19 protein-coding genes are annotated in these 21363 nt (G+C 73.9%); 11 read left to right on the top strand and 8 right to left on the bottom strand.

The genetic code is table 11. The features are described from left to right. The first annotated feature begins 25 nt into the window (after window positions 1-25). On the top strand, window positions 26-1081 hold the full coding sequence (locus tag ACI782_RS19965) for a TIM barrel protein (protein WP_456911831.1): 1056 nt from the start codon (window positions 26-28) through the stop codon (window positions 1079-1081). Here the strand turns inward: ACI782_RS19965 and ACI782_RS19970 are convergent. The 3 genes from ACI782_RS19970 to ACI782_RS19980 all read right to left on the bottom strand — a co-directional run bounded on the left by ACI782_RS19970 (window position 1024) and on the right by ACI782_RS19980 (window position 4224). Then, window positions 1024-2052 carry a Gfo/Idh/MocA family protein gene (locus tag ACI782_RS19970; RefSeq protein WP_456911832.1) on the bottom strand — a complete coding sequence of 343 codons (1029 nt, stop codon included), beginning with the start codon at window positions 2050-2052 and terminating at the stop codon, window positions 1024-1026. The genes ACI782_RS19965 and ACI782_RS19970 overlap by 58 nt on opposite strands. Further along, window positions 2049-3056, bottom strand: coding sequence for a Gfo/Idh/MocA family oxidoreductase (locus ACI782_RS19975; protein WP_456911833.1), 1008 nt, complete (start codon window positions 3054-3056; stop codon window positions 2049-2051). The genes ACI782_RS19970 and ACI782_RS19975 overlap by 4 nt, the downstream gene beginning before the upstream one ends. A gap of 124 nt (window positions 3057-3180) precedes the next feature. Further along, a complete protein-coding gene (locus ACI782_RS19980; RefSeq protein WP_456911834.1) occupies window positions 3181-4224 on the bottom strand; it encodes a LacI family DNA-binding transcriptional regulator in 1044 nt (347 codons plus the stop codon). A 106-nt stretch (window positions 4225-4330) separates the two neighbouring features. On the opposite strand from ACI782_RS19980, the gene ACI782_RS19985 reads away from it, so the two are divergent. The 3 genes from ACI782_RS19985 to ACI782_RS19995 all read left to right on the top strand — a co-directional run bounded on the left by ACI782_RS19985 (window position 4331) and on the right by ACI782_RS19995 (window position 7315). Next, complete coding sequence (locus ACI782_RS19985) at window positions 4331-5167, top strand: aldo/keto reductase (RefSeq protein ID WP_456911835.1); 837 nt, start codon at window positions 4331-4333, stop codon at window positions 5165-5167. A gap of 88 nt (window positions 5168-5255) precedes the next feature. Further along, window positions 5256-6443 carry a phytanoyl-CoA dioxygenase family protein gene (locus ACI782_RS19990; RefSeq protein WP_456911836.1) on the top strand — a complete coding sequence of 396 codons (1188 nt, stop codon included), beginning with the start codon at window positions 5256-5258 and terminating at the stop codon, window positions 6441-6443. Window positions 6444-6466: 23 nt separating this feature from the next. Continuing rightward, window positions 6467-7315, top strand: a complete 849-nt coding sequence (locus ACI782_RS19995) for a sugar phosphate isomerase/epimerase family protein (protein ID WP_456911837.1) — start codon at window positions 6467-6469, stop codon at window positions 7313-7315. A gap of 181 nt (window positions 7316-7496) precedes the next feature. Here ACI782_RS19995 and ACI782_RS20000 read toward each other — a convergent pair whose 3' ends face one another. The 4 genes from ACI782_RS20000 to ACI782_RS20015 form a co-directional block, all read right to left on the bottom strand. Then, the gene (locus tag ACI782_RS20000; RefSeq protein WP_456911838.1) at window positions 7497-8312 is read right to left on the bottom strand and encodes an ATP-binding cassette domain-containing protein; all 816 of its coding nucleotides are present in this window, start codon (window positions 8310-8312) and stop codon (window positions 7497-7499) included. Between the two features lie 4 nt (window positions 8313-8316). After that, complete coding sequence (locus ACI782_RS20005; RefSeq protein WP_456911839.1) at window positions 8317-9375, bottom strand: ABC transporter permease; 1059 nt, start codon at window positions 9373-9375, stop codon at window positions 8317-8319. A gap of 66 nt (window positions 9376-9441) precedes the next feature. Beyond that, a complete protein-coding gene (locus tag ACI782_RS20010) occupies window positions 9442-10416 on the bottom strand; it encodes a substrate-binding domain-containing protein (protein WP_456911840.1) in 975 nt (324 codons plus the stop codon). Window positions 10417-10756: 340 nt separating this feature from the next. Continuing rightward, window positions 10757-11809 carry a Gfo/Idh/MocA family protein gene (locus tag ACI782_RS20015; protein ID WP_456911841.1) on the bottom strand — a complete coding sequence of 351 codons (1053 nt, stop codon included), beginning with the start codon at window positions 11807-11809 and terminating at the stop codon, window positions 10757-10759. A 193-nt stretch (window positions 11810-12002) separates the two neighbouring features. Between ACI782_RS20015 and ACI782_RS20020 the strand changes: the two genes are divergently transcribed. Both ACI782_RS20020 and ACI782_RS20025 read left to right on the top strand, forming a co-directional pair. Beyond that, complete coding sequence (locus tag ACI782_RS20020) at window positions 12003-12593, top strand: TetR/AcrR family transcriptional regulator (protein ID WP_456911842.1); 591 nt, start codon at window positions 12003-12005, stop codon at window positions 12591-12593. A gap of 6 nt (window positions 12594-12599) precedes the next feature. After that, complete coding sequence (locus tag ACI782_RS20025) at window positions 12600-14801, top strand: MMPL family transporter (RefSeq protein WP_456911843.1); 2202 nt, start codon at window positions 12600-12602, stop codon at window positions 14799-14801. A 93-nt stretch (window positions 14802-14894) separates the two neighbouring features. On the opposite strand, the gene ACI782_RS20030 is transcribed toward ACI782_RS20025, so the two are convergent. Next, window positions 14895-15221, bottom strand: a complete 327-nt coding sequence (locus ACI782_RS20030) for an STAS domain-containing protein (protein ID WP_456911844.1) — start codon at window positions 15219-15221, stop codon at window positions 14895-14897. Window positions 15222-15424: 203 nt separating this feature from the next. Between ACI782_RS20030 and ACI782_RS20035 the strand changes: the two genes are divergently transcribed. The 5 genes from ACI782_RS20035 to ACI782_RS20055 form a co-directional block, all read left to right on the top strand. Beyond that, on the top strand, window positions 15425-16582 hold the full coding sequence (locus tag ACI782_RS20035) for a DUF3500 domain-containing protein (protein ID WP_456911845.1): 1158 nt from the start codon (window positions 15425-15427) through the stop codon (window positions 16580-16582). Continuing rightward, window positions 16582-17889, top strand: coding sequence for a HupE/UreJ family protein (locus tag ACI782_RS20040; protein ID WP_456911846.1), 1308 nt, complete (start codon window positions 16582-16584; stop codon window positions 17887-17889). Before ACI782_RS20035 ends, ACI782_RS20040 begins: the two co-directional genes overlap by 1 nt. Before the next feature lie 62 nt (window positions 17890-17951). After that, window positions 17952-18914 carry an MBL fold metallo-hydrolase gene (locus ACI782_RS20045; protein WP_456911847.1) on the top strand — a complete coding sequence of 321 codons (963 nt, stop codon included), beginning with the start codon at window positions 17952-17954 and terminating at the stop codon, window positions 18912-18914. 8 nt (window positions 18915-18922) lie between these two features. Continuing rightward, the gene (locus ACI782_RS20050; protein WP_456911848.1) at window positions 18923-20521 is read left to right on the top strand and encodes an FAD-dependent monooxygenase; all 1599 of its coding nucleotides are present in this window, start codon (window positions 18923-18925) and stop codon (window positions 20519-20521) included. 60 nt (window positions 20522-20581) lie between these two features. Then, a partial coding sequence (locus ACI782_RS20055) for a cupin domain-containing protein (RefSeq protein WP_456911849.1) occupies window positions 20582-21363 on the top strand: 782 nt, incomplete at its 3' end.

The raw sequence follows: 21363 nt of genomic DNA on the forward strand, positions 1-21363 counted from the left end.
CGACCCCGACCAGGAAGCGAGACCCGTGGCCCTCAAGCTCGGCGCCTACACCGCCTGCCTGCACGACCGCGGGCTCTCCGAGGCCCTCGACGTGCTCGAGAGCAACGGCCTGACCTCGGTCGAGGTCAACACGGGCGGCTTTCTCCCCTCCCCGCACTGCCACGTCGACCTGCTGCTCTCCTCGGAGCAGGCCCGCCGGGAGTACCTCGACGTCTTCGCGTCGCGCGGGATGGAGCTGACCGGCCTCAACTGCAACGGCAACCCGCTCAACCCGCTGCCGGCGGTCGGCCCCAAGCACGCCGACGACCTGCGCCGCACCATCGAGCTGGCCGGCCTGCTCGGCGTCCGGAACGTGGTGACCATGTCCGGCACGCCCGGCTCCGACCCCGGCGCCCGGTACCCGTCGTGGGTGGTCAACCCGTGGGACGGCGTGTACCTGGACGTCCTGGACTACCAGTGGGGGGTCGCCGTCGAGTTCTGGCGGGAGATCGACGCACTCGCCCGCGCCCACGACGTCCGGGTGGCCATCGAGATGCACCCCCACAACCTCGTCTTCTCCCCCGTCACGCTGGAGCGGCTCGTGGAGCAGACCGGTGCCACGAACGTCGGCGCCGAGATGGACCCCTCGCACCTGATGTGGCAGGGCATGGACGTCGTCGCCTGCATCCGCCGGCTCGGCCCGCTGGTGTTCCACGCCGCGGCCAAGGACGCGATGGTCACGCCGGGCGTCGACGTCCGCGGCGTGCTCGACACCTCCTTCCCCCGCGTGCCGGCCGACGCCCCCGGCAAGGTGCCGACCGGCTACGGGTACTGGTGCAACGCCTGGCCCGAGGACCCGGCCTGGCGCTTCGTCGCCGTGGGCGTCGGCCACGACGTCGCCTACTGGACCGGTTCCTCCGCGCCCTCGCCGAGGTCGACCCGGACATGGCGGTCAACATCGAGCACGAGGACGCCGCCCTCGACCGCCTCGAGGGCCTCGCCCTCGCCGCGGACAACCTCCGGGCCGCGGCCGCGGAGCTGTAGTCAGGCGCGCGGACCGACCGTCGCCCGCGGCCGCGTCGGGAGCCCGGCGAGGCGATAGCAGCGGTCGACCAGCGTCATCGTCGCGACCGCGTCGTCCGGGCCGGTGGGGACCGGCGTCCCGCCGCGCAGTGCCGCGGCGAGCGCCTCCAGCTGGTACGTGTAGGACGAGCGCGTGCCGAGGTGCTCGGTGCGCTCCCCGGCGGGTGTGCGCACCACCACCCGGTCGTCCCGGTTCGGCTCGACGAACGCCGGCGCGGTCGCCTCGCCCCGGGTCCCGACGACGCGCAGCGAGAAGTCCCGCTCGGGGTGCACCATGCTGCAGCGCACCGCGGCGGTGGCGCCGGACGGGAAGCGCAGGTCGGCGGACAGCCACTCGTCGACGCCCGGCGCGCCGGCCCGCTCCCCGGCCCGTGCGGCGACCGGCTCGGGCTCGCCGCCGGTCCACGGCGCCAGGCTGCGGGCGGCGTGCAGCCCGTAGCAGCCGAGGTCCATCAGCGCCCCGCCGGCGAGCTCGAACGACCAGCGCGGGTCGCCGTCGTCCGGCGGGAGCATCGCGATGGTCGCCTCGACGGCGACGACGTCGCCCAGTTCGCCGGTGTCGAGCAGCTCCAGCAGCCGGCGCACCACCGGGTGGTAGAGGTGGTGGAACCCCTCCATGACGGTCACGCCCGCGCGCTGCGCGGCGTCGCGGACCTCCGCGGCCTCCGCGGCGTCCGAGGCGAACGGCTTCTCCGACAGCACGTGCTTGCCGGCCGCGATCGCGGCCAGGTTCCACGGCCCGTGCAGCGCGTTGGGCAGCGGGTTGTAGACGACCTCCACCTCCGGATCGGCGAGGACGTCGGCATAGGAGGCCAGCACGCGCTCGACGCCGTGCGCCCGCGCGAAGGCCTCCGCCCGCGCGCCGTCCCGGGCGGCGACCGCGACCAGCCGGGAGCCGGTGACCCGCGCGGGGACGGCGATGGCACGCTCGGCGATGCGGGCGGCCCCGAGGACCCCGATCCGCAGGGGCCCGGTCGCGTCCGTCGTCACCGGTACAGGGCCGGCTGCTCGGGCAGGTCCACCGCCACGCGTCCGCCGGAGTGGAGCGACTGCAGGGCCGCGTCGGAGACCACCTGCGCCACGAAACCGTCCCAGGCGCTGGGCCCCTGCGGCGGCCGCCAGGCGGCGACGGCGCCGACCCACTCGCGCAGCTCGACGTCGTACGAGAGGGCGAAGCGCTCCCGCCAGTCGGCCGGCACGAGACCGGCGACGGTCCCCTCCCGGCGGACGCGGACCGGCGCGGGCTCGGCCAGCTCGACGGTGCCCGTCTCCCCCGACACCTCGCAGCGGATCTCGTAGCCGTAGTGGATGTTCACCGACACCTCGACGTCCACGAGCACCCCGTCGGCCATCTCGAACAGGACCAGCAACGGGTCCTGCAGCTCGCCGCCGCGGCTGCTCTTCCGCGGCGTCAGGACCTGCACGGCGGCGATCTCGGTGCCCAGCAGCCAGCGCAGCTCGTCGATCTCGTGGACGGCGGTGTCGGCGATCGACATGTCCCGCGTGTAGTGCGGGGGCACCGAGGCGTTGCGGTGCGCGCAGTGCACCAGCAGCGGAGCGCCGACGGCGCCGCCGTCCAGGGCCTGCTTGAGGGCCCGGTGCGCCGGGTCGTAGCGCCGGTTGAAGCCGACCTGGACCAGCCGGCGGCCGGCGGCGACCTCCGCGTCCACGATCCGCCGGCAGGCCTCCTGCGTGGTGGTCAAGGGCTTCTCGCAGAACACCGGCTTGCCGGCGGCGATCGCCGCCAGCACGTACGGCTCGTGCGTCGGCCCCCAGGAGGTGACGACGACGGCGTCGACCGCGTCGGAGGCGATCAACTCCTCACCGGTGGGCAGCGCCTTGGCGGCCGGCAGACCACCGGCCACGGCGGCGGCGCGCTCGGCGTCCGCGTCGGCGACGGCCACCACGCGGCTGCCGCCGGGGCCGCCGTCGAGCCGGCGGATGTGCTCCTGGCCGATCAGGCCGACCCCGATGACCCCGACGTCGAGCGCCACCACGTCCTCCTCGACTCCCCTCGCCGGCCCCTGGTGCCGGTCGTCGGGGTCAAGGCTGTCCGTCGGACCACACCGGGGTCAACGACGACGACCCCTCAAGAAGCCGTCAACGCCGTCGAGGCGGTCAGCGGGCCGACAGCACCTCGGCGGGGATGTTGTGCGGCGTGACGACCTGGACGCCGGAGTGCCAGGACCGCGGCGTGCCGGGCAGCGCGCCGTGCGCCTGCATGACCACGTGGCAGGCGCGGCGCAGGTCGAGGCCGAGGTCGTGGTGCAGCACCGCCGACAGCCCCCCGTCCTGCAGCAGCGCCAGGTTCTCGGCGTCCAGGTCGTGCGCGACGAAGGCCCGGCAGGCCCGGCCGGCGTCGCCGAAGGCGGCGACCGTCGCGGCGTTGCCGCCGGTGGCGTACAGCGAGTAGACGGCGGCGATCTCCGGGTCGGCGGCCAGCGCGTCGCGGACCAGCCGGCGCAGCACCGCGTCGTCCCCGCTCGCGTCGACCAGGTCGACCTGCCGCCGGCCGGGACGCAGCTGCCGCAGCGTCGCGCGGAACCCCATCTCCCGGTCGTCCTCGCCGCGGAAGGAGCCGGTGCCCCGGGTGACCAGCACCGCGCCGCCGTCGTCGCCGAGCCACTGGTCGAGCAGGTAGGCCGCGGTGGCCCCGGCGGCCCGGTTGTCCAGCCCGACGTAGGCCACGCGGCGGCTGGTCGGCAGGTCGGTGACGAGCGTGACGACGGGGATCCCCGCCTCGGCCAGCCGCTCGACCGCGGCGCCGACCACGGGGTGGTCCGGGGCCTTGAGGACGACGCCCTGCGAGCCGCGCCGGGCGATGCCGTCGAGCGTGGCGGCCAGCTCGGCGACCGGCGGGGACTCGGCCAGGTGGAACCGGGCCCGGAAGGTCGCCGGGCGCACCAGCGGCAACTGCGACTCCAGCGCCGCGCGCACCGCTGCGGAGAAGCGGGCAGGCGCGTCGACGACGAGGTCGAGGAAGAACGTCCGCCCGCTGAGCCGTACCTGCGAGCGCTGGCGGTGCAGGTCGGCGATCGCCCGGTGCACCTCGTCGACCGTGCTCTGCCGCACGCCGCCACGCCGGTTGAGGACGCGGTCGACGGTCGCCTCGGACAGTCCCGCCTGCCGGGCGATCTCGCGGATGGGATAGGGGTGCGGCACATCCCTGAGTCTGACGGGTTCTTGAGGGATCCGCGACGTTGACCGCGACTGTCCACCGCGGGAGGGTGACGCAGAAACTGGACCCGCCGGAACCCGAGGAGCCGCCGTGAGCGCCGTCCCCACCGTGACGCTGAACAACGGGGTGACGATCCCCCAGCTCGGACTCGGGACCGCCCGGATCCCCGACGAGGAGACCCGGCGGATCGTCCGCGAGGCGCTCGAGGTCGGCTACCGGTTCGTCGACACCGCGGCCAGCTACGAGAACGAGCGCGGCGTCGGCCAGGCCATCGCCGACTCGGGCCTGCCCCGCGACGAGGTCTTCGTCTCCACCAAGCTGCGCGGCTCCGAGCAGGGGCGCGAGTCGGCGAAGGAGGCACTGCGGGCGAGCCTGGACCGGCTCGGGCTGGAGCACGTCGACCTCTACCTGATCCACTGGCCGCTCCCCCGGCTGGACCGCTACGTCGAGTCGTGGCTGGCCATGGAGGAGCTGGTCGCCGACGGGCTCACGCGGGCGATCGGCGTCTCCAACTTCCTCCCCGGGCACCTCGACCGGCTGGCCGAGGCGAGCTCCACCGTGCCGGCGGTGAACCAGATCGAGTGCCACCCGCGGGAGCCCCAGGTCGAGCAGCGGGCCGACGACGCCCGGCGCGGCATCGTCACCGAGTCGTGGTCGCCGCTGGCCAACGGCGGCGAGCTGCTGCGGCAGCCGGTGCTCGCCGAGATCGGCGCGCGACACGGCCGGACGCCGGCGCAGGTGGTGCTGCGCTGGCACGTGCAGCAGGGGCTGGTGACCTTCCCGAAGGCATCGTCCCGCGCGCGCCTGGTCGAGAACCTCGACGTCTACGGCTTCACGCTCACCGACGAGGACATGGCGGGCATCGCCACGCTCGCCGACGGGACCCGCGTCAACGACCAGCACCCCGACGTGTGGGAGGAGTTCTGAGGGACTTCTGATGGATCCGTGACGTTGACCCGGCCGTCGCCACCGCACACCCTGGTCGGCACACCCGATCGACCGAGAGGACGAGACCGTGACCGCAGTGAGCACCGTCGCCGGCACCCCCGGCTGGTTCACCGCGCAGGACTGCCGCCTGGCGGACTTCCGCGCGATCGTGGAGACGACCACCGACCTGGCCGACCACCCGCACGCCGACGAGGTGCGGGAGAACGTCCTCGTCTACGGCGCGCGGCTGCGCGATGCCGTCGGCACCCCCGAGGGGCGCCGGGGAGTGCAGGACGAACTGGCCCGCGCGCTGGCCGACGGGCCGGGGATCGTCGTCTTCGCCGGGGCCTTCCCCGACACCGCCGTCGTCGACCGGGCCACCGCCGTCTTCGAGGCGATGATCGCCGAGCAGAAGGCCGCCGGGGTCGTCGGCGGCGACCACTTCGCCAAGCCCGGCGCCAACGACCGCGTGTGGGGCGCGCTGGACAAGTTCGCCGTCCGCGACCCGGAGGCGTTCGCCGCCTACTACGGCAACGACGTGCTCGCCCTGGTCTCCGAGGCGTGGCTGGGCCGCGGCTACCAGGTCACCAGCCAGGTCAACGTGGTCAACCCCGGCGGCACGGCGCAGGTCGCCCACCGCGACTACCACCTGGGCTTCATGTCCGAGGAGCAGGCGCTGGCCTACCCGGCCCACGTGCACCGCCTCTCCCCCGTCATGACGCTGCAGGGCGCGGTCGCCCACTGCGACATGCCGGTGGAGACCGGCCCGACGATGTACCTGCCGCACTCGCAGAAGTACGCACCCGGCTACGTCGCCTTCCACCAGCCGGAGTTCACCGCCTACTTCGACGAGCACTTCGTGCAACTCCCCCTGCAGAAGGGGGACGCCGCCTTCTTCAACCCGGCGCTGTTCCACGGCGCGGGCACCAACCGGTCAGCGGACGTCCGCCGCATGGCCAACCTGCTGCAGGTCTCCTCGGCCTTCGGCCGCGCCATGGAGACCGTCGACCGGACGGCGATGGTCCGTGCGCTGTACCCGGTGCTGCTCGCGCAGAAGGCCACCGGCGCCGACGAGCGGGCGCTGCGCAACGTGGTGGCGGCCTCCGCCGAGGGCTACGCGTTCCCGACCAACCTCGACCGCGACCAGCCGATCGGCGGCCTGGCCCCCGAGACCCAGGCCGAACTCGTCTGGCGCGCCCTGCAGGAGGACCGGTCCCCCGAGGCGCTGGACGTCGAGCTCACCGCCCACGCCGAGCGGCACACCAGCGCTCTCTGAGGAGGGACCACCGAGGAGCAGGGATGGACGAGCTGCTGGCCACGTGCTGGACGACGGCCGGCGACGCCGCGCCGTCCCGGGAGGACTGGCGCAGCCCGGTCCCGCTGCGGGAGCGGATCGAGGCGGCGGCCGCCGCGGGGTTCACCGGCTTCGGTGTCCTCGCCGTCGACCTGGCCGTCGCGGAACGGGAGCACGGCCTGCCCGGCATCCGCGCGATGCTGGCCACCAACGGGATCGTCCACCTGGAGCTGGAGGGACTGCCCGACTGGTGGAGCAGCGGCCCCGAGCGGGCAGGGTCGAACGAGCTGCGCGGGTTCCTGCTGAGGGCCGCCGAGGCACTCGGCGCCCGCCACCTCAAGGTCACCCCGGACACCAGCGGGGCGCCATGGGAGCCGGGACGCTGGGCCGCCGAGTTCGCCCTGCTCGCCGGGCAGGCTGCCGATGCCGGGGCACGCCTCGGCATCGAGTTCCTGCCCTGGTCCAACATCCGGACGGTTGACGACGCCTTGCGGCTGGTCGAGGACGCCGGCCACCCCGCCGGCGGGATCGTCGTCGACGTCTGGCACGTCGAGCGCGCCGGGACCTCGGCCGACGAGCTCGCCGCAGTCCCCCCGGACCGGATCGTCGGCGTGGAGCTCGACGACGCCGACGGCGACGTGGTGGGCACGCTGTTCGAGGACACCGTGGAGCGGCGCCGCTACTGCGGCGAGGGCGCCTTCGACCTGGCCGGCACCATCACCGCGCTGCGCACCGCCGGCTGGACCGGTCCGTGGGGCGTCGAGATCCTCTCCACCGAGCACCGCCGACTCGGCGTCCGGGACGCCGCCGCACACGCCGCCACCAGCGCCCGCCGGCTGCTTGCGGCGAACTGACCCCGGCCGTTCCGCCGGGCGGCGGACGACGATCATGGAGCGGCGGTGGTGACACGCGCGCCGACCGTGGCGTGTCGCCGGGCCGCCTCCCATGATCGTCGCGAATCGAGCCAGGCGGACCGGACGTGACGGCGCCCGCCCTCCCTGGTGCGGGAGGGCGGGCTCCGTCGTCTGCAGGGCCTCAGCGCTTGAGCTCGTGGGAGAGCTCGGCCAGTTCCTGGCCGCCGGCCATCTCGGTGGTGAGCTCCTCGAGCGTGACCTCCGAGCGCTTCTTGTCCAGCACCCGGCGGCCGAGCTTGAGGATGATGAAGTGGTCGCCGACCAGGTAGGCGTGGTGCGGGTTGTGGGTGATGAACACGACCCCGAGGCCGGCGTCGCGGGCCGCGGCGGTGTACTTGAGCACCACGCCGGACTGCTTGACGCCCAGGGCCGCGGTCGGCTCGTCGAGGATCAGCACCCGGGCGCCGAAGTACACCGCGCGGGCGATCGCGACGCACTGCCGCTGGCCGCCCGAGAGCGTGCCGATCGGCTGGTTGATGTCCTTGACGACGATGCCCATCTTCTGCAGCTCGGCGTCGGCGATCTCCCGCATGGCCTTGATGTCCAGCGGGGCCATCGGGTACTTGCCCTTGCGGATCTCGGAGCCGAGGAAGAAGTTCCGCCAGACCTCCATCAGGCCGACGACCGCGAGGTCCTGGTAGACGGTGGCGATGCCGGCGTCCAGGGACTCCCGCGGCGAGCCGAAGCGCCGCTCCTGCCCGTCGACCTTGAGGGTGCCCTCGCTGTGCCCGTGCAACCCGGAGATGATCTTGATGAGGGTGGACTTGCCGGCGCCGTTGTCCCCCAGCACGCAGGCCACCTCGCCGGCGTTGACCTTGAGGTTGATGCCCTCCAGGGCCCGGATGGCGCCGTAGGTCTTGCCCACGCCCTCCATCTCCACCAGCGGCTCGCCCTTGTGCAGGTCCGGCGCGGCGTGTTCCGCGATCGTGTCCGTCACGTCGTCATCTCCTCTGCGCGGCGTAGTTCTTGATGTAGAGGTTGACCAGCACCGCCAGCAGCAACATGACGCCGAGGAAGGTGCGGAACCAGTTCGGGTCCCAGCCGGCGTAGACGATGCCCTGGGTGGTCATCCCGAAGATGAACGCGCCCAGCGCCGAGCCGACCGCCGAGCCGTAGCCGCCGGTCAGCAGGGCGCCGCCGACCACCGAGGCGATGATGTAGATGAACTCGTTGCCCACGCCCAGGCCGGCCTGCACCGTGCTGAAGTTGAACAGCAGGTGCATGCCCAGGAACCAGGCCAGGAACGACACGCCCATGAACAGGCCGATCTTGGTCATCCGGACGGGCACGCCGACCGCGCGGGCGCTGGCCTGGTTGCCGCCGACCGCGGTGATCCAGTTGCCGGTGCGGGTGCGCAGCAGCAGCCAGGTGCCGATGGCCACGAACACCAGCCACCACAGCACGGTGACCTTGACGGTCATGAACCCGAGCGGGACGTCGGAGGCGAAGATCGCCTTCGCGGAGGCGAAGCCGTCCAGCGCGCTGGTGTTCGGGGTGGCGACCGTCCCGGTGACCAGCTTGGTGACGCCGAGGTTGATGCCCTGGAGGATGAAGAACGTACTGAGAGTGATGAGGAAGCTCGGGATCCCCGTTCTCATCACCAGGTAGCCGTTGACGAACCCGATCGCCAGGGCGATGAGCAGGCTGACGACGACGCCGACCCACATGTTCAGGCTGAACTGGAAGCAGATCATCGCCGACGCGAGCGCCGTCGTGGTCACCGTGACGCCGGCGGACAGGTCGAACTCGCCACCGATCATCAGCAGCGCCACCCCGACGGCGACGATGCCGATCGTGGAGGAGGCGTAGAGGACCGTCGCCAGCGCCGGGAGGGTCCGGAACGGCGGCGCGACGGCCCAGAAGAAGGCGAAGATCACGATCGCCGCGGCAAGCGCGCCGATCTCGGGCCGGGAGAGGACACGGGAGATCAGGGACCGTTCGGCGCGCCCCGGCGGGGGGGCCGCCGGCACCGTGGGCTTGGTCGCCACGGATGAGCTCATGGTTGCTCCAGGGAGGCGGGGAGGATCCGGGGGAGCCGGGGTCCACCCCGGCTCCCCCGAGCGGGCTTACCGGGTGTTGTTGTTCGCGTACTCGACGATCGGGCCGATGTTGGAGGAGTCGACGATCGACGGGCCGGTGAGCACCGGGCCGCCACCGCCGATGTCGTTGCCGTTGGTGAGGTTCAGCCACAGCGCGGTCACGGCCATGTAGCCCTGCACGTAGGGCTGCTGGTCGACCGAGAACAGGATCCCCCCGCTCTCGATCTGCTCGGCGACGTCGGCGTTCAGGTCGAACGTGACGACGTTCGCCTGGCTGCCCGAGTCGGTCTTGGCCTGCTGGGCCGCCAGCGCGATGTCGGCGCCCAGCGTGACGACGTTGGCGATGCTGGCGTCCTGCTGGAGCTTGGCGCCGATCGTCTGCTGCACCGCCGGCAGGTCCCGGCCGTTGACGTAGAGGATCTCGGTGTCGGGCTGGGTCTTGGTCACGCCGGCGCAGCGGGCCTCGAGCTGGACCTGACCCTGCTCCTGGATGACGCACACCGTGTGGCCGGGGCTCTCCTGGGCGATCTTGGTGCCCACGGTCTGCCCGGCGAGGTCCTCGTCCGAGCCGAAGTACATCTGCACGCCGTAGTTCGTGTAGTCGTTGATGCCGGCGTTGAACGCGACCGTCGGGATCCCCGCGTCGACCGCCTTCTGCACGTTCGGCCCGACCGCGTCGGGGGTCGGGAGGGTGGTCGCCAGGCCGTCGACACCGCTGTCGATCGCGTTCTGGATGAGCGTCGCCTGCTCACCGGCGTCCTGGTTGTTGGAGTAGTTCAGGGTGATCCCGAGGTTCGCCGCCGCCGCCTCGGCACCGGCACGGATCTTGTCCCAGAACGTGTCGCCCGGCGCCTCGTGCGTGACCATCGCGATGGTGTAGTCCTGCCCACCGCCGGGGGTCGCCTCGTTCTGCGCACCCCCCTGACTGCTGCAGGCGGCCAGCGCCGTGGCAGCGGCGGCCACGGCCACCGCCACTCTCAGCGACCTACGGCTGGTCCTCATTCGTGTCTCCTCGTCGGGGATGGCCACCGGGCTGGTGACCGCTGACCTGATCGGTCCGGGACGTCGGGTCGAGCGCTCAGCCGTGGGACACGGGGTCCTCGTGCCGTCCTTATGTCCGGACATAGTGACATGGGCCAATGTGACACGGCTCACCAGGAGCGTCAAGGGTCCTCCTCGCCGGCCCGGCTGCCCAGCAGGGGCGTCGCGTCGAGGCACAGTCGTGACGTCCGGGCGGGCGCCGCTCCCCCGGGGGACCGGCCGCGCGGACACGGACCGCCCCAGGTCCGGCAGGGGTGGTTCCTGCGGACCCGGGGCGGTCGTCGCGCCTGCCCCGCGCGGTCTACGCGCCGGCCGACACCGGGCCGGCGGGCGCGGGGGTGTCGGCTGCCGGGACCCGCACCGGCCGGCCGGTGCGCAGGGACTCCTGGGCGGCGTCGGCGACGCGGGAGGCGGCCACGGCGTCCTCCGGCGGGCACGGGTTGTCGCGCTCCCCCCGGACCAGCTCCACGAAGGCCTGCGCCTCCGCCCGGTAGGCCACCGCGAAGCGCTCGGCGAAGGTGGCGTGCGGGCGACCGGCGGGGAAGGCGACGCCGGGCTCGGCCGAGCGCAGGGCGGCGTGCTCGTCGAGGCCCACGACCAGGGTGGCCCGCGACCCCTGGACCTCCAGCCGCACGTCGTGCCCGGCGCCGTTGTAGCGGGACGCCGTGACGGTGGCGATGGTCCCGTCGTCGAGGGTGCACACGGCCAGGGCGGTGTCGACGTCGCCGACCTCCCCGATGGCCGGGTCGCCGTTGTTGCTCCCCATCGCGTACACCTCGGCGATCCGCCGGCCGGTGACCCAGGCGAGGACGTCGAAGTCGTGCACGCTGACGTCCCGGAACAGGCCGCCCGACGTGGCTAGGAAGGCCACCGGGGGCGGCGCGGCGTCGCAGGTCACCGCGCGGATGCTGTGGAGCCAGCCGAGCTCGCCGGCCCGGACCGCGCGCCGGGCCTCCAGGTAGCCGGGGTCGAACCGGCGCTGGTGGCCGATCTGGACGACGCCGCCGGCCGCCCGGACGTGCTCGAGCACCGGGAGCGAGGCGGCGACGTCCGGCGCGACGGGCTTCTCGCAGAGCACGGGCAGGCCGGCGTCGACCCCCGCCCTGATCAGCGCCGGGTGCGCGGGGGTGGCCGCGGCCACCACCAGCCCGTCGACCCCATAGGCGATCAGCTCCTCCACGCTCCGGGCGGCGTCGACGCCGAGCTCCGCGGCCAGCCGCTGCGCCGGAGCCGGGTCGGCATCGGTGAGCGTCAGCCGCGCCACCTCCGGCAGGGCCGCGAGGGTGCGGGCGTGCATGGCGCCGATCCGGCCGGTGCCGACGAGCCCCAGGTGCACTCCGGGAGACGAGGTCATCGCGGCAGCTCCTCCTCACGGACCGCCCCGCGGCGGGCGGGGTCGGCGTCCAGGCTGGGGCCGCCGTCCGGGCCGGTCAACGCCGCCGGCCCCTCGAAGGGGCCTCGCCGAGACGGGCGAGCTGTGGCACACCCCACCCACCATTCTGGTCGGTCGGCCGACCGAATCGGTCGGGAGGGCCTACCCTCAGCTCGTGGCTCGACCGTTCCGGCAGCAGATCGACGAGGGCATCCTCGACCGCGCCGCCGCGCTGTTCGCGCGCCGCGGGTTCGCCAAGACGTCGGTGCAGGACGTCGCCGACGCCGTGGGCCTGTCCAAGGCCGGCCTGCTGCACCACTTCCCGAGCAAGGACGCGCTGCACGAGGCGGTGCTCGCCCAGGCCGGCGTCCTCGGCCGGCGCGTGCTCGACCAGGTGGGCGACCTGCCGCCGGGCGCCGGGCGCGACCGGCGTGCCGTCGAGGTGCTCGTCGACGTCGCGCTCGCCCACCCCGGGCTGGTCGCGCTGATGCTGGCACCGGCCACCGAGCTCGACACCGCCGGGCCGGAGCACGCCGTCGCCGAGCTGGTGCTGCGGGCCTTCGACGTGGACCCGGACACCACGGAGCCGTCGCGGCTGGTCCGGGCTCTCGGCGCGTTGGGCGCGCTGGCCGTCCTCACCCTCGCGGCGCACTCCGCCGACCAGACCACCGCGTGGCGGCAGCACATCGTCACCACCTGCTTCGACGCGCTCGGGCACGGCCGCCCCGGCGCTGCACACCCCGACCCCGACCAGGTGGAGGCCTGATCCCGCATGGCTGTGTTGTTGTCCCGACTCGGTGCCTTCTCGCACCGGCACCGACTGGCCGTGCTGGTCGTCTGGCTGGTGGTCCTCGCCGGCGGCGGCGCGGGCGCGGCCACCCTGGCCGGGGAGACGTCGAGCAGCTTCTCCATCCCCGGGCAGGAGTCGACCATCGCCCTCGAGCGCATCGGGGAGGAGTTCGGCGCCGGTGGTGGGGCCACCGCCCGGGTGGTGCTGCAGGCACCGGACGGCCAGACGCTGACCACGCCGCAGAACGGGGCGGCCGTCGCCGGCCTGGTCGAGGAGCTCGGGCAGCTGCCCGGCGTCGCGTCGGCAAGCAACCCGCTGGACCCGGCCGCCCCCGCGGTCAACGCCGACCAGACCACCGGCTACAGCACCGTCACCTACGACGCCCTGCCCGGCGAGGTGACCCCCGAGCAGCAGGACGCGCTGCTCGACGCCGTGGCCGCCGCCGGGAACGGCGCGCTCACCGTCGAGGTGACCGGCGAGGCCGTCCAGGCGCCGCCGCACGTCGGCGGCCCCGCCGAGGCGATCGGTGTGGTCATCGCCCTGGTGGTCCTCGCCGTCACCTACGGCTCGCTGATCGCGGCGGGGATGAACCTCCTGACGGCGGTCGTCGGGGTCGGCATCGGCGTCCTGGGCATCACCATCGCCACCGGGTTCGTCGACCTGTCCTCGACCACCCCGATCCTCGCGGCGATGCTCGGCCTGGCGGTCGGCATCGACTACGCGCTGTTCATCGTCACGCGGTACCGGCAGGAGCTGCGGCACGGCGCCGAGGTCGGCACCGCGATCGCCACGGCCGTGGGCACCGCCGGGTCGGCCGTGGTCACCGCCGGCCTCACCGTCGTCATCGCCCTCGCCGGCCTGTTCGTCGTCGGCATCCCCTTCCTGACGCAGATGGGCATCGCCGCGGCCGCCACCATCGTCGCCGCCGTCCTCGTCGCCCTGACCCTCGTGCCGGCCGCGCTGAGCCTCCTGGGCGAGCGGGCGCTGCCGCGCAGGCAGCGCGCGGCGCGCGGGGCCCACGAGGCGACCCGGCACCCGGCGCACGCCCGCGGCCGGCGCGGGTTCCTCGACGGGTGGGTCACCACGGTCACCCGCCGGCGTGTGGTGTCCCTGCTGCTGACGGTCGTGGCGCTCGGCGTCATCGCCGTCCCGGCCTTCTCGATGCAGACGACTCTGGTGCAGACCCCGCCCGAGGGCTCGACCCAGGCGCGGGCCGAGCAGCTGCTCGCCGACGGCTTCGGCGCCGGCTCCACCGGGCCCCTGACCGTGCTGTTCGACGGGGACGGCGCGGCCCAGGCCGCCGCGCGGGTCAGCGGCCCGATCGCCGAGCTCGACGACGTCGTCCTGGTCACGCCGCCGGTGCCCAACGCCGACGGCACCGCCGCGCTGCTCACCGTCATCCCCGGGTCCGGGCCGACCAGCCAGGACACCCAGGACCTCGTGCACGCCCTGCGCGACCTGCTCGCCGGCACCGACGGCCCGCAGGCCTCCGTCACCGGCGCCACGGCGGTGAGCGTGGACGTCGCGCAGAGCCTCGACGAGGCGCTGCCGGTCTACCTGGCCCTCGTCGTGGGTCTGGCGCTGGTGCTGCTCGTGCTGGTCTTCCGCTCGCTGCTGGTACCGCTGGTCGGCGTGCTGGGTTTCCTGCTCACCATCGGCGCCTCGCTGGGAGCCACGGTGGCGGTGTTCCAGTGGGGCTGGCTGGCCGACGTGGTCAACCTCGACGGCACCGGCCCGCTGATCAGCCTCACCCCGATCCTCGTCATCGGGATCCTGTTCGGGCTGGCGATGGACTACCAGATCTTCCTGGTCTCCCGGATGCACGAGGCGCACGCCCACGGGGCCCGGCCCCTGGACGCCATCCGCACCGGCTTCCGGCAGGCCGCGCCGGTCGTCGTCGCCGCGGCGCTGATCATGTTCTCGGTGTTCGCCGGGTTCGTGCCCGCGGGCGAGGCGACCATCAAGTCGATCGCGTTCGCGCTGGCCGCGGGGATCCTGTTCGACGCGTTCGTCGTCCGCATGGTGCTCGTCCCCGCCGCGCTCGCCCTGCTCGGCCGGGGCGCCTGGTGGCTCCCCCGCTGGCTGCGCTGGCTCCCCGTCCTCGACGTGGAGGGCGCGGCCCTGGAGAAGGCGGCGCCCGCCCGGGCCGAGGAGCACGAGCCGGTCGCCGTCGGCGGACGCTGACCGACCGGGCGGCCCCCGCCCGACCCCGCTGCGCGGCCCGTCTCCACCCGGAGGCGGGCCGCGCCCGCGTTCCCGGCCGGTGCCGTCACGGCGTCACGGCGTGACGAGGAAGAGGTCCCGCGCCCCCGTGAGGTCGAGGACACGGAGGACGACGCGCGGCGGGCGCCGCAACTGCGGCGTGCGGCCGGCGCGGCGCGCGGCCCGGGTCCGCTCGATGAGGAACCGCAGGCCCCGGCAGTCCAGGAAGGTCACGGCCGAGGCGTCGATGACCGACGGGAACGGCGCGGCCGGACCGCGGTCGCAGGCGGCGACGACGGTGCCGTCGATCTCCCCGGAGAGACGGGCGACCGGGACGCCGCGCTCCTCGACGACGGCGATCCCGCCGGACAGACCCTCTCGCTCGCTCGTCAGGACAGGCACGGATCTCCTCCTCGTGGTCCCTCGGTTCCCCTGCGGCTCGCCGCGGGGGACTCCCGGGCCACCGTGCCCCGGGTTCCTGGCAGCACCCTCGGAAGAGGGTCGGCGCCGGCCGGCACGGGCGCGCGACCCGGATCACACCCCTTCCCAGCGGGCGTCCAGGCGGGCTCCAGGGTCGCCACACGGCGGGCACCGACGGTGACGGCATGACCCCGACTCCCGTGCCCCCGACCCCTGCCGAGGACCGGCGCCGGCCGCTGGTCGGCCGGTTCAGCCGACCGCTCGTCGGGGGCCTCGCAGCCCTGGCCCTCCTCGGCACCGCCGTCGCCTGCGGCACCAGCGAGGACTCGACGACCTCGGCCTCGACCTCGTCCGTCCCCACGGAGGTCACCATCGCGGCCGCCGAGGACTCGAACACCGCGGAGGTCGTCGCCGCGGCCGAGGCCTTCCTGGCCACGCTGTCCGACGACCAGCTCGACACGCTGCTGTACGACTACTCGGACGCCGACGCCAAGAGCACCTGGTCGAACCTCCCCGAGGGGATGGTGCAGCGCAACGGTCTGGCGATGGGCGACCTCACCGACGAGCAGCGGACGGCGGCGCTCGCCGTCCTCGAGGCCGCACTCAGCGACGAGGGCTACCAACAGGTGCTCGACATGATGGCCGCCGACGACGTCCTCGCCGAGAGCGGCGACAGCGGCGGCGGCCCCGGCGGCGGCCTGGACTGGAGCAGCGACAACTACTTCATCGCCTTCTTCGGCCGGCCGGCGACCGACAGCGCGTTCCTGCTGCAGTTCGGCGGCCACCACCTGGCCCTCAACGTCGACTACGCCGGCGACACCGTCACCATCACCCCGGAGTTCGTCGGCATCGAGCCGCAGACCTGGACGGCCGACGACGGCACCGCGATGGAGCCGCTCGGCTCGATGAAGGACGCCGTCTCCGCCGTCCTGGGCAGCCTCTCCGACGACCAGCTCGCGACGGCCGAGCTGGACTCGATCTACGACGACGTCGTCATGGGCGCGGGGCAGGACGGCGCGAGCTACCCGGACGACGGCGGCGTGCTCGTCTCCGACCTGTCGCAGGAGCAGCAGGAGCTGGTGACCGCCGCGATCCGCGAGTGGGTGGGGGACGTCGACGAGCAGGTCGCCGACGAGATCGTCGCCGAGTACGTCGCCGCCTACGACGAGACGTACGTGTCGTGGTCCGGCTCCACGGACTCCGAGAGCGAGGACGCCTACTTCCGCATCAGCGGGCCGCGCGTGTGGATCGAGTACGTGCACCAGTCCGGCATCGGGTTCTCCGGCATCCACCTGCACACGGTCTACCGCGACAAGGCCACCGACTACGGCAGCGACGCCTGATGCCCCGCCGCCTCCTGGGGCGCGCGGCGGTGGTGGCCGCGGCGGCCGGACTCGCTCTGGTCGCCGCGCCCGCCGCCGCGCAGGCGCACCCCTCCGAGACGTCGGCGGTCCTGCTCACGGTGGGCGAGGACGAGGTCGACCTGGAGCTGCAGATCCCGCTGGACCGCTACACCCTGGTGACCGGCAGCGAGGTCCCGGCCGACGCCGCCGGGGTGGCCGCAGCCGCGTCCGCGATCGGGTCCTACGTCGCCGAGCACGTGGCGCTCACCGACGAGAACGGCGGCTACGAGGTCGACGTCACCTCCGTCGAGCTGGGCACGGTGGACGACCTGCCCACCCTCCTGGTCGACGTCGAGGCCACCCCGGCCGGGAGCACGGTCGGCGACGTGGCGCTCGACTACGACGCCGTCTCCGAGCGCATCGCCACCCACGACGTGTCCGTGTCGGTGGTCAGCGACTGGCGGGCGGGCGTCGTGCCCGAGGGCGAGCCCGAGCTCGTCGGGGTCCTCACCGGCGACGAGTCGACGATCGCGCTGGACCGGGACGACGCCTCCTGGGAGAGCGGGATGACCGCGACCGTCGCGCTCGGCGTGCAGCACATCGCCGAGGGCACCGACCACCTGCTGTTCCTCGCGATGCTGCTGCTGCCCGCCCCGCTGGTCGCGGCCGGCCGGGGCCTGCGGGCCCGCTGGCGGGAGGGCCGGGGCCTGCGCGCCACCATGGCCCGGGCCGGCCTGGTGGTCAGCGCCTTCACCGTCGGGCACTCGCTCACCCTCGCCGCGGTCTCCCTCGGCTGGGTCAGCGTGCCGACGAGGCCGGTCGAGGTGCTCGTCGCGGCGTCCATCGCGGTGGCGGCGGTGCACGCCGTCCGTCCGCTCGTCCCCCGCGGCGCGGTGTGGATCGCGGGCCTGTTCGGACTGGTCCACGGCACCGCCTTCGCGACGACGATCCTCGACCTCCCCCTCGATCCCGGAGCCACCGTGTCGGCGGTCCTCGGCTTCGACGTCGGCGTCGAGCTGGCGCAGCTGGCAGCGGTCGCCGTCGTCCTGCCGCTGGTGGTGCTGATGAGCCGGTCGCGGGCCTTCCCCGTGGTCCGCGTCGGCCTCGCCGTCGCCGGGCTGGTCGCCGCGGTGGCCTGGGCGGCAGCGGTCCTGTCCGGGGGTGAGTCGGTGCTGCAGCCGGTCTTCGACGCCGTCGCGGCACACCCGGTAGCGGCGCTGGTCGGGCTCGCGGCGAGCGCGGCGGCCCTGTGGGCGGCGTTCCCCGTCTCCCGGGAGGGGCTTGTGTCGGCCATCACGACGTCGTAACCTCGGAGTCGATAAGCGGACCGCTTGTCCGAATATAGAGCGACGACGAGGGAGACCCGTCCATGGCCGCCAAGCCCTTCGCCTCCTCCGCCGACCTGGGCGTGAAGGAACAGACCCTCGAGGTGCTCGCCGACGGCGTGTACGCGCTGACCGCGGAGGGCGACCCGAACGTCGGAGCCGTCGAGGGCGAGGACTTCCTCGTCTGCTTCGAGGCGCTGGCCACTCCGGTCGCCGCCCGCCGCTGGCTCGCCAAGCTGCGCGAGCACACCGACAAGCCGGTGCGCTACCTGGTCCTCAGCCACTACCACGCCGTCCGCGTGCTGGGCGCCAGCGCGTTCGACGCCGAGGTGGTCGTCAGCTCCGAGCAGACCAAGCACCTCATCGAGGAGCGCGGCCAGCAGGACTGGGAGAGCGAGTACGGCCGGATGCCGCGACTGTTCGAGGAGCCGGCGTCCATCCCCGGCCTGACCTGGCCGACCATGACCTTCCGCGACAAGCTGACCATCGAGCTCGGCGGCGACCGCGGCGAGCTGGTCCTGGAGTACCTCGGGCGCGGGCACACCGAGGGCGACATCGTGGCCTGGCTGCCCAAGCAGGAGATCGTCTTCGCCGGCGACCTGGTGGAGTCGCAGGCCGCGCTCTACACCGGCGACGCGTTCCACTTCGACTGGGCGGCCGGCACCCTCGACCGGGTCAAGGCGCTCGGCGCGCAGCAGCTGGTCGGTGGCCGCGGCGCCATCGCCCGCGGCCGCGACGGCGTGGACGCCGCGATCGAGCAGACCCGCGACTTCCTGCTCACGATGCAGCGCACGGTCGGCGACGTGCACCGCGCCGGCGGCACGCTGACGCAGGCCTTCGCCGCGACGCACGAGGCCCTGGCCCCCAAGTACGGCAGGTGGCCGATCTTCGAGCACTGCCTGCCCTTCGACGTCCAGCGGCTGTGGGACGAGTTCTCCGGCATCGAGCGCCCGGTCATCTGGACCGCGGAGCGCGACCGGCAGGTCTGGGACGAGCTGCAGGGATGAGGCCCGCGATGACCTCCGACCTGCCCGTGCTGGTCGTCGGCGCCGGCCCGGTCGGCCAGACCGCCGCGCTGCTCCTGGCCCGCTGGGGCCTGCGGGTCGTCGTCCTCGACGGCCGCCCCGAGCGGGACGCGATCGGCAGCAAGGCGATCTGCCAGCAGCGCGACGTCCTCGACGTCTGGGACGCCGTCGGTGTCGGCGCCGAGGTCGCCCGCCGCGGCGTCACCTGGACGACGGCGCGCACCTTCCACCGCGACGCGGAGCTGTTCAGCTTCCAGTTCGCCGACCGCGGGAAGTCCCCGTTCCCGCCGTTCGTGAACATCTCCCAGTGCGAGACCGAGCAGCTGCTCGACGCGCGCATCGCCGATCAGCCGCTGATCGAGGTGCGCTGGGGCGCGCGGGTGACCGGCGTCGACCAGGACGAGTCCGGTGTGACCCTCACCTGCGCGACTGGGGACGGCGAGCAGCGGGTGCGCGGCTCGTACGTCGTCGCCTGCCCCGGCCCGCGCAGCGACGAGCTGCGGTCGGCCCTCGGGCTCACCTTCGAGGGCGAGACGTTCGACGACCACTTCCTCATCTGCGACATCCGGACCGACCTGCCCGGCTGGGAGACCGAGCGCCGATTCTACTTCGACCCGGTGTGGAACCCGGGCCGCCAGGTGCTCATCCACCCCTGCCCGGACTCCACCTTCCGCATCGACTGGCAGGTGCCGCCGGAGTTCGACCTCGCCGCCGAGGAGGCCTCGGGCGGGCTGGACCGGCGGATCCGCCAGGTCATCGGCGACCGCGACTACGAGGTCGTGTGGAAGTCGGTCTACCGGTTCCACTCCCGGGTCGTCGACCGCATGCGGGTCGGTCGGGTGCTCGTCGCCGGCGACGCGGCGCACCTGGTCTCCCCCTTCGGCGCGCGCGGCCTCAACTCCGGGGTGCTCGACGCCGAGAACGCCGCCTGGAAGGTGGCCTTCGTGCTCCGCGGCTGGGCGCCGGAGTCGCTGCTGGACAGCTACCACGACGAGCGGCACGCCGCGGCCCTGGAGAACATCGAGGTCACCGGCGCGACCATGCGGTTCCTGGTGCCCGGCAGCGAGGACGACGCCCGGCACCGGCTCGACGTCCTCGAGCGGGCCGCGACCGACCCGGCCGCCCGCGCACAGGTCGACTCCGGCCGGCTGGCCGAGCCGTTCTGGTACGTCGACTCACCGCTGACCACCCCCGACGAGCGCCGCCCGTTCCCGGGCCGCCCCGCCCGCGGCGACGTCCCGGTCCCCGCCCCCGGGGTCCTCGTGCCCGACTGCCCGGTCACCGTGCCGGGCCGGCCGGACGTCGTCCGGCTGCGCCAGCTCGCCCGCGCGGGCGTCACCGTGCTGGTCGGGGACGACGCCGAGACGCCGTCCCTGCCCGACCTCGGCGACCTCCCGGTGGCCGTGCACCGCGTCCGCAACCTGGACGGCGGGCCGACGCTGCGCGAGGCGCTCGGCATCCGGCCCGACGAGGTCTGGGTGTTGCGGCCCGACGGGCACGTCGCCGCCGTCCTCACGCGCGCCGTCGAGGTCGCCCCCGCGGTGGCCCGGCTGCTCACCCGCCCCGTCCCCACCCCCGTCCCGGCCTGACCCGTCCCGCTCCCGGGCCAAAGTGGCCACTTTGGCCCCTCGATTCGAGGAGGCATCTCCATGGCGTTCTACCGGCAGGTGGGCAGCGTCCCGCCGAAGCGGCACACCCAGCACCGGCGTCCCGACGGCGGCCTGTACCACGAGGAGCTGGTCGGCGAGGAGGGCTTCTCCTCGGACTCCGCGCTGCTCTACCACCGCGGCGTGCCCTCGGCGATCGTCGACGCCCGCCCCTGGGAGCTGCCCGACCAGACGCTGACCCCCAACAGCCCGCTGGTGCCCCGGCACCTGAGGCTGCACGAGCTGTTCCCCGGCGAGGAGCACAAGGCCCTCGACCCGGTCACCGGCCGCCGCCTGGTGCTGGGCAACGGCGACGTCCGCATCTCCTACGCGGTGTCGTCCCTGACCAGCCCGTACTACCGCAACGCCACCGGCGACGAGTGCGTCTACCTCGAGCGGGGCGCGGCGAGGGTGGAGACGGTGTTCGGCGCGCTGGAGGTGGGCGCCGGCGACTACGTGGTCATCCCGCGGACCACCACCCACCGCTGGATCCCGACCGGGACCGAGCCGCTGCGCACCTACGCCATCGAGGCCAACTCCCACATCGCCCCGCCCAGGCGGTACCTGTCCCGCTACGGGCAGTTCCTCGAGTCCGCCCCGTACTGCGAGCGGGACCTGCGCGCCCCCGCCGAGCCGCTGCTGGTCGAGGGCAGCGACGTGGAGGTCTACGTCAAGCACCGCGGCACCGGGCCGGGCGGGCTGGCCGGCACGGTGCACGTCGTCCCCGAGCACCCGTTCGACGTGGTCGGCTGGGACGGGCACCTCTACCCCTACGCGTTCAACGT

The organism is Geodermatophilus sp. SYSU D00703 (genome assembly GCF_054050155.1).

What these genes read in the sequence shown, in the direction of transcription:
- ACI782_RS19995 (WP_456911837.1), top strand. Translation starts at nt 6,467, where the DNA reads ATGGACGAGCTGCTGGCCACGTGCTGGACGACGGCCGGCGACGCCGCG.
- ACI782_RS20005 (WP_456911839.1), bottom strand. Translation starts at nt 9,375, where the DNA reads ATGAGCTCATCCGTGGCGACCAAGCCCACGGTGCCGGCGGCCCCCCCG.
- ACI782_RS20010 (WP_456911840.1), bottom strand. Translation starts at nt 10,416, where the DNA reads ATGAGGACCAGCCGTAGGTCGCTGAGAGTGGCGGTGGCCGTGGCCGCC.
- ACI782_RS20015 (WP_456911841.1), bottom strand. Translation starts at nt 11,809, where the DNA reads ATGACCTCGTCTCCCGGAGTGCACCTGGGGCTCGTCGGCACCGGCCGG.
- ACI782_RS20025 (WP_456911843.1), top strand. Translation starts at nt 12,600, where the DNA reads ATGGCTGTGTTGTTGTCCCGACTCGGTGCCTTCTCGCACCGGCACCGA.
- ACI782_RS20035 (WP_456911845.1), top strand. Translation starts at nt 15,425, where the DNA reads ATGACCCCGACTCCCGTGCCCCCGACCCCTGCCGAGGACCGGCGCCGG.
- ACI782_RS20040 (WP_456911846.1), top strand. Translation starts at nt 16,582, where the DNA reads ATGCCCCGCCGCCTCCTGGGGCGCGCGGCGGTGGTGGCCGCGGCGGCC.
- ACI782_RS20045 (WP_456911847.1), top strand. Translation starts at nt 17,952, where the DNA reads ATGGCCGCCAAGCCCTTCGCCTCCTCCGCCGACCTGGGCGTGAAGGAA.
- ACI782_RS20050 (WP_456911848.1), top strand. Translation starts at nt 18,923, where the DNA reads ATGACCTCCGACCTGCCCGTGCTGGTCGTCGGCGCCGGCCCGGTCGGC.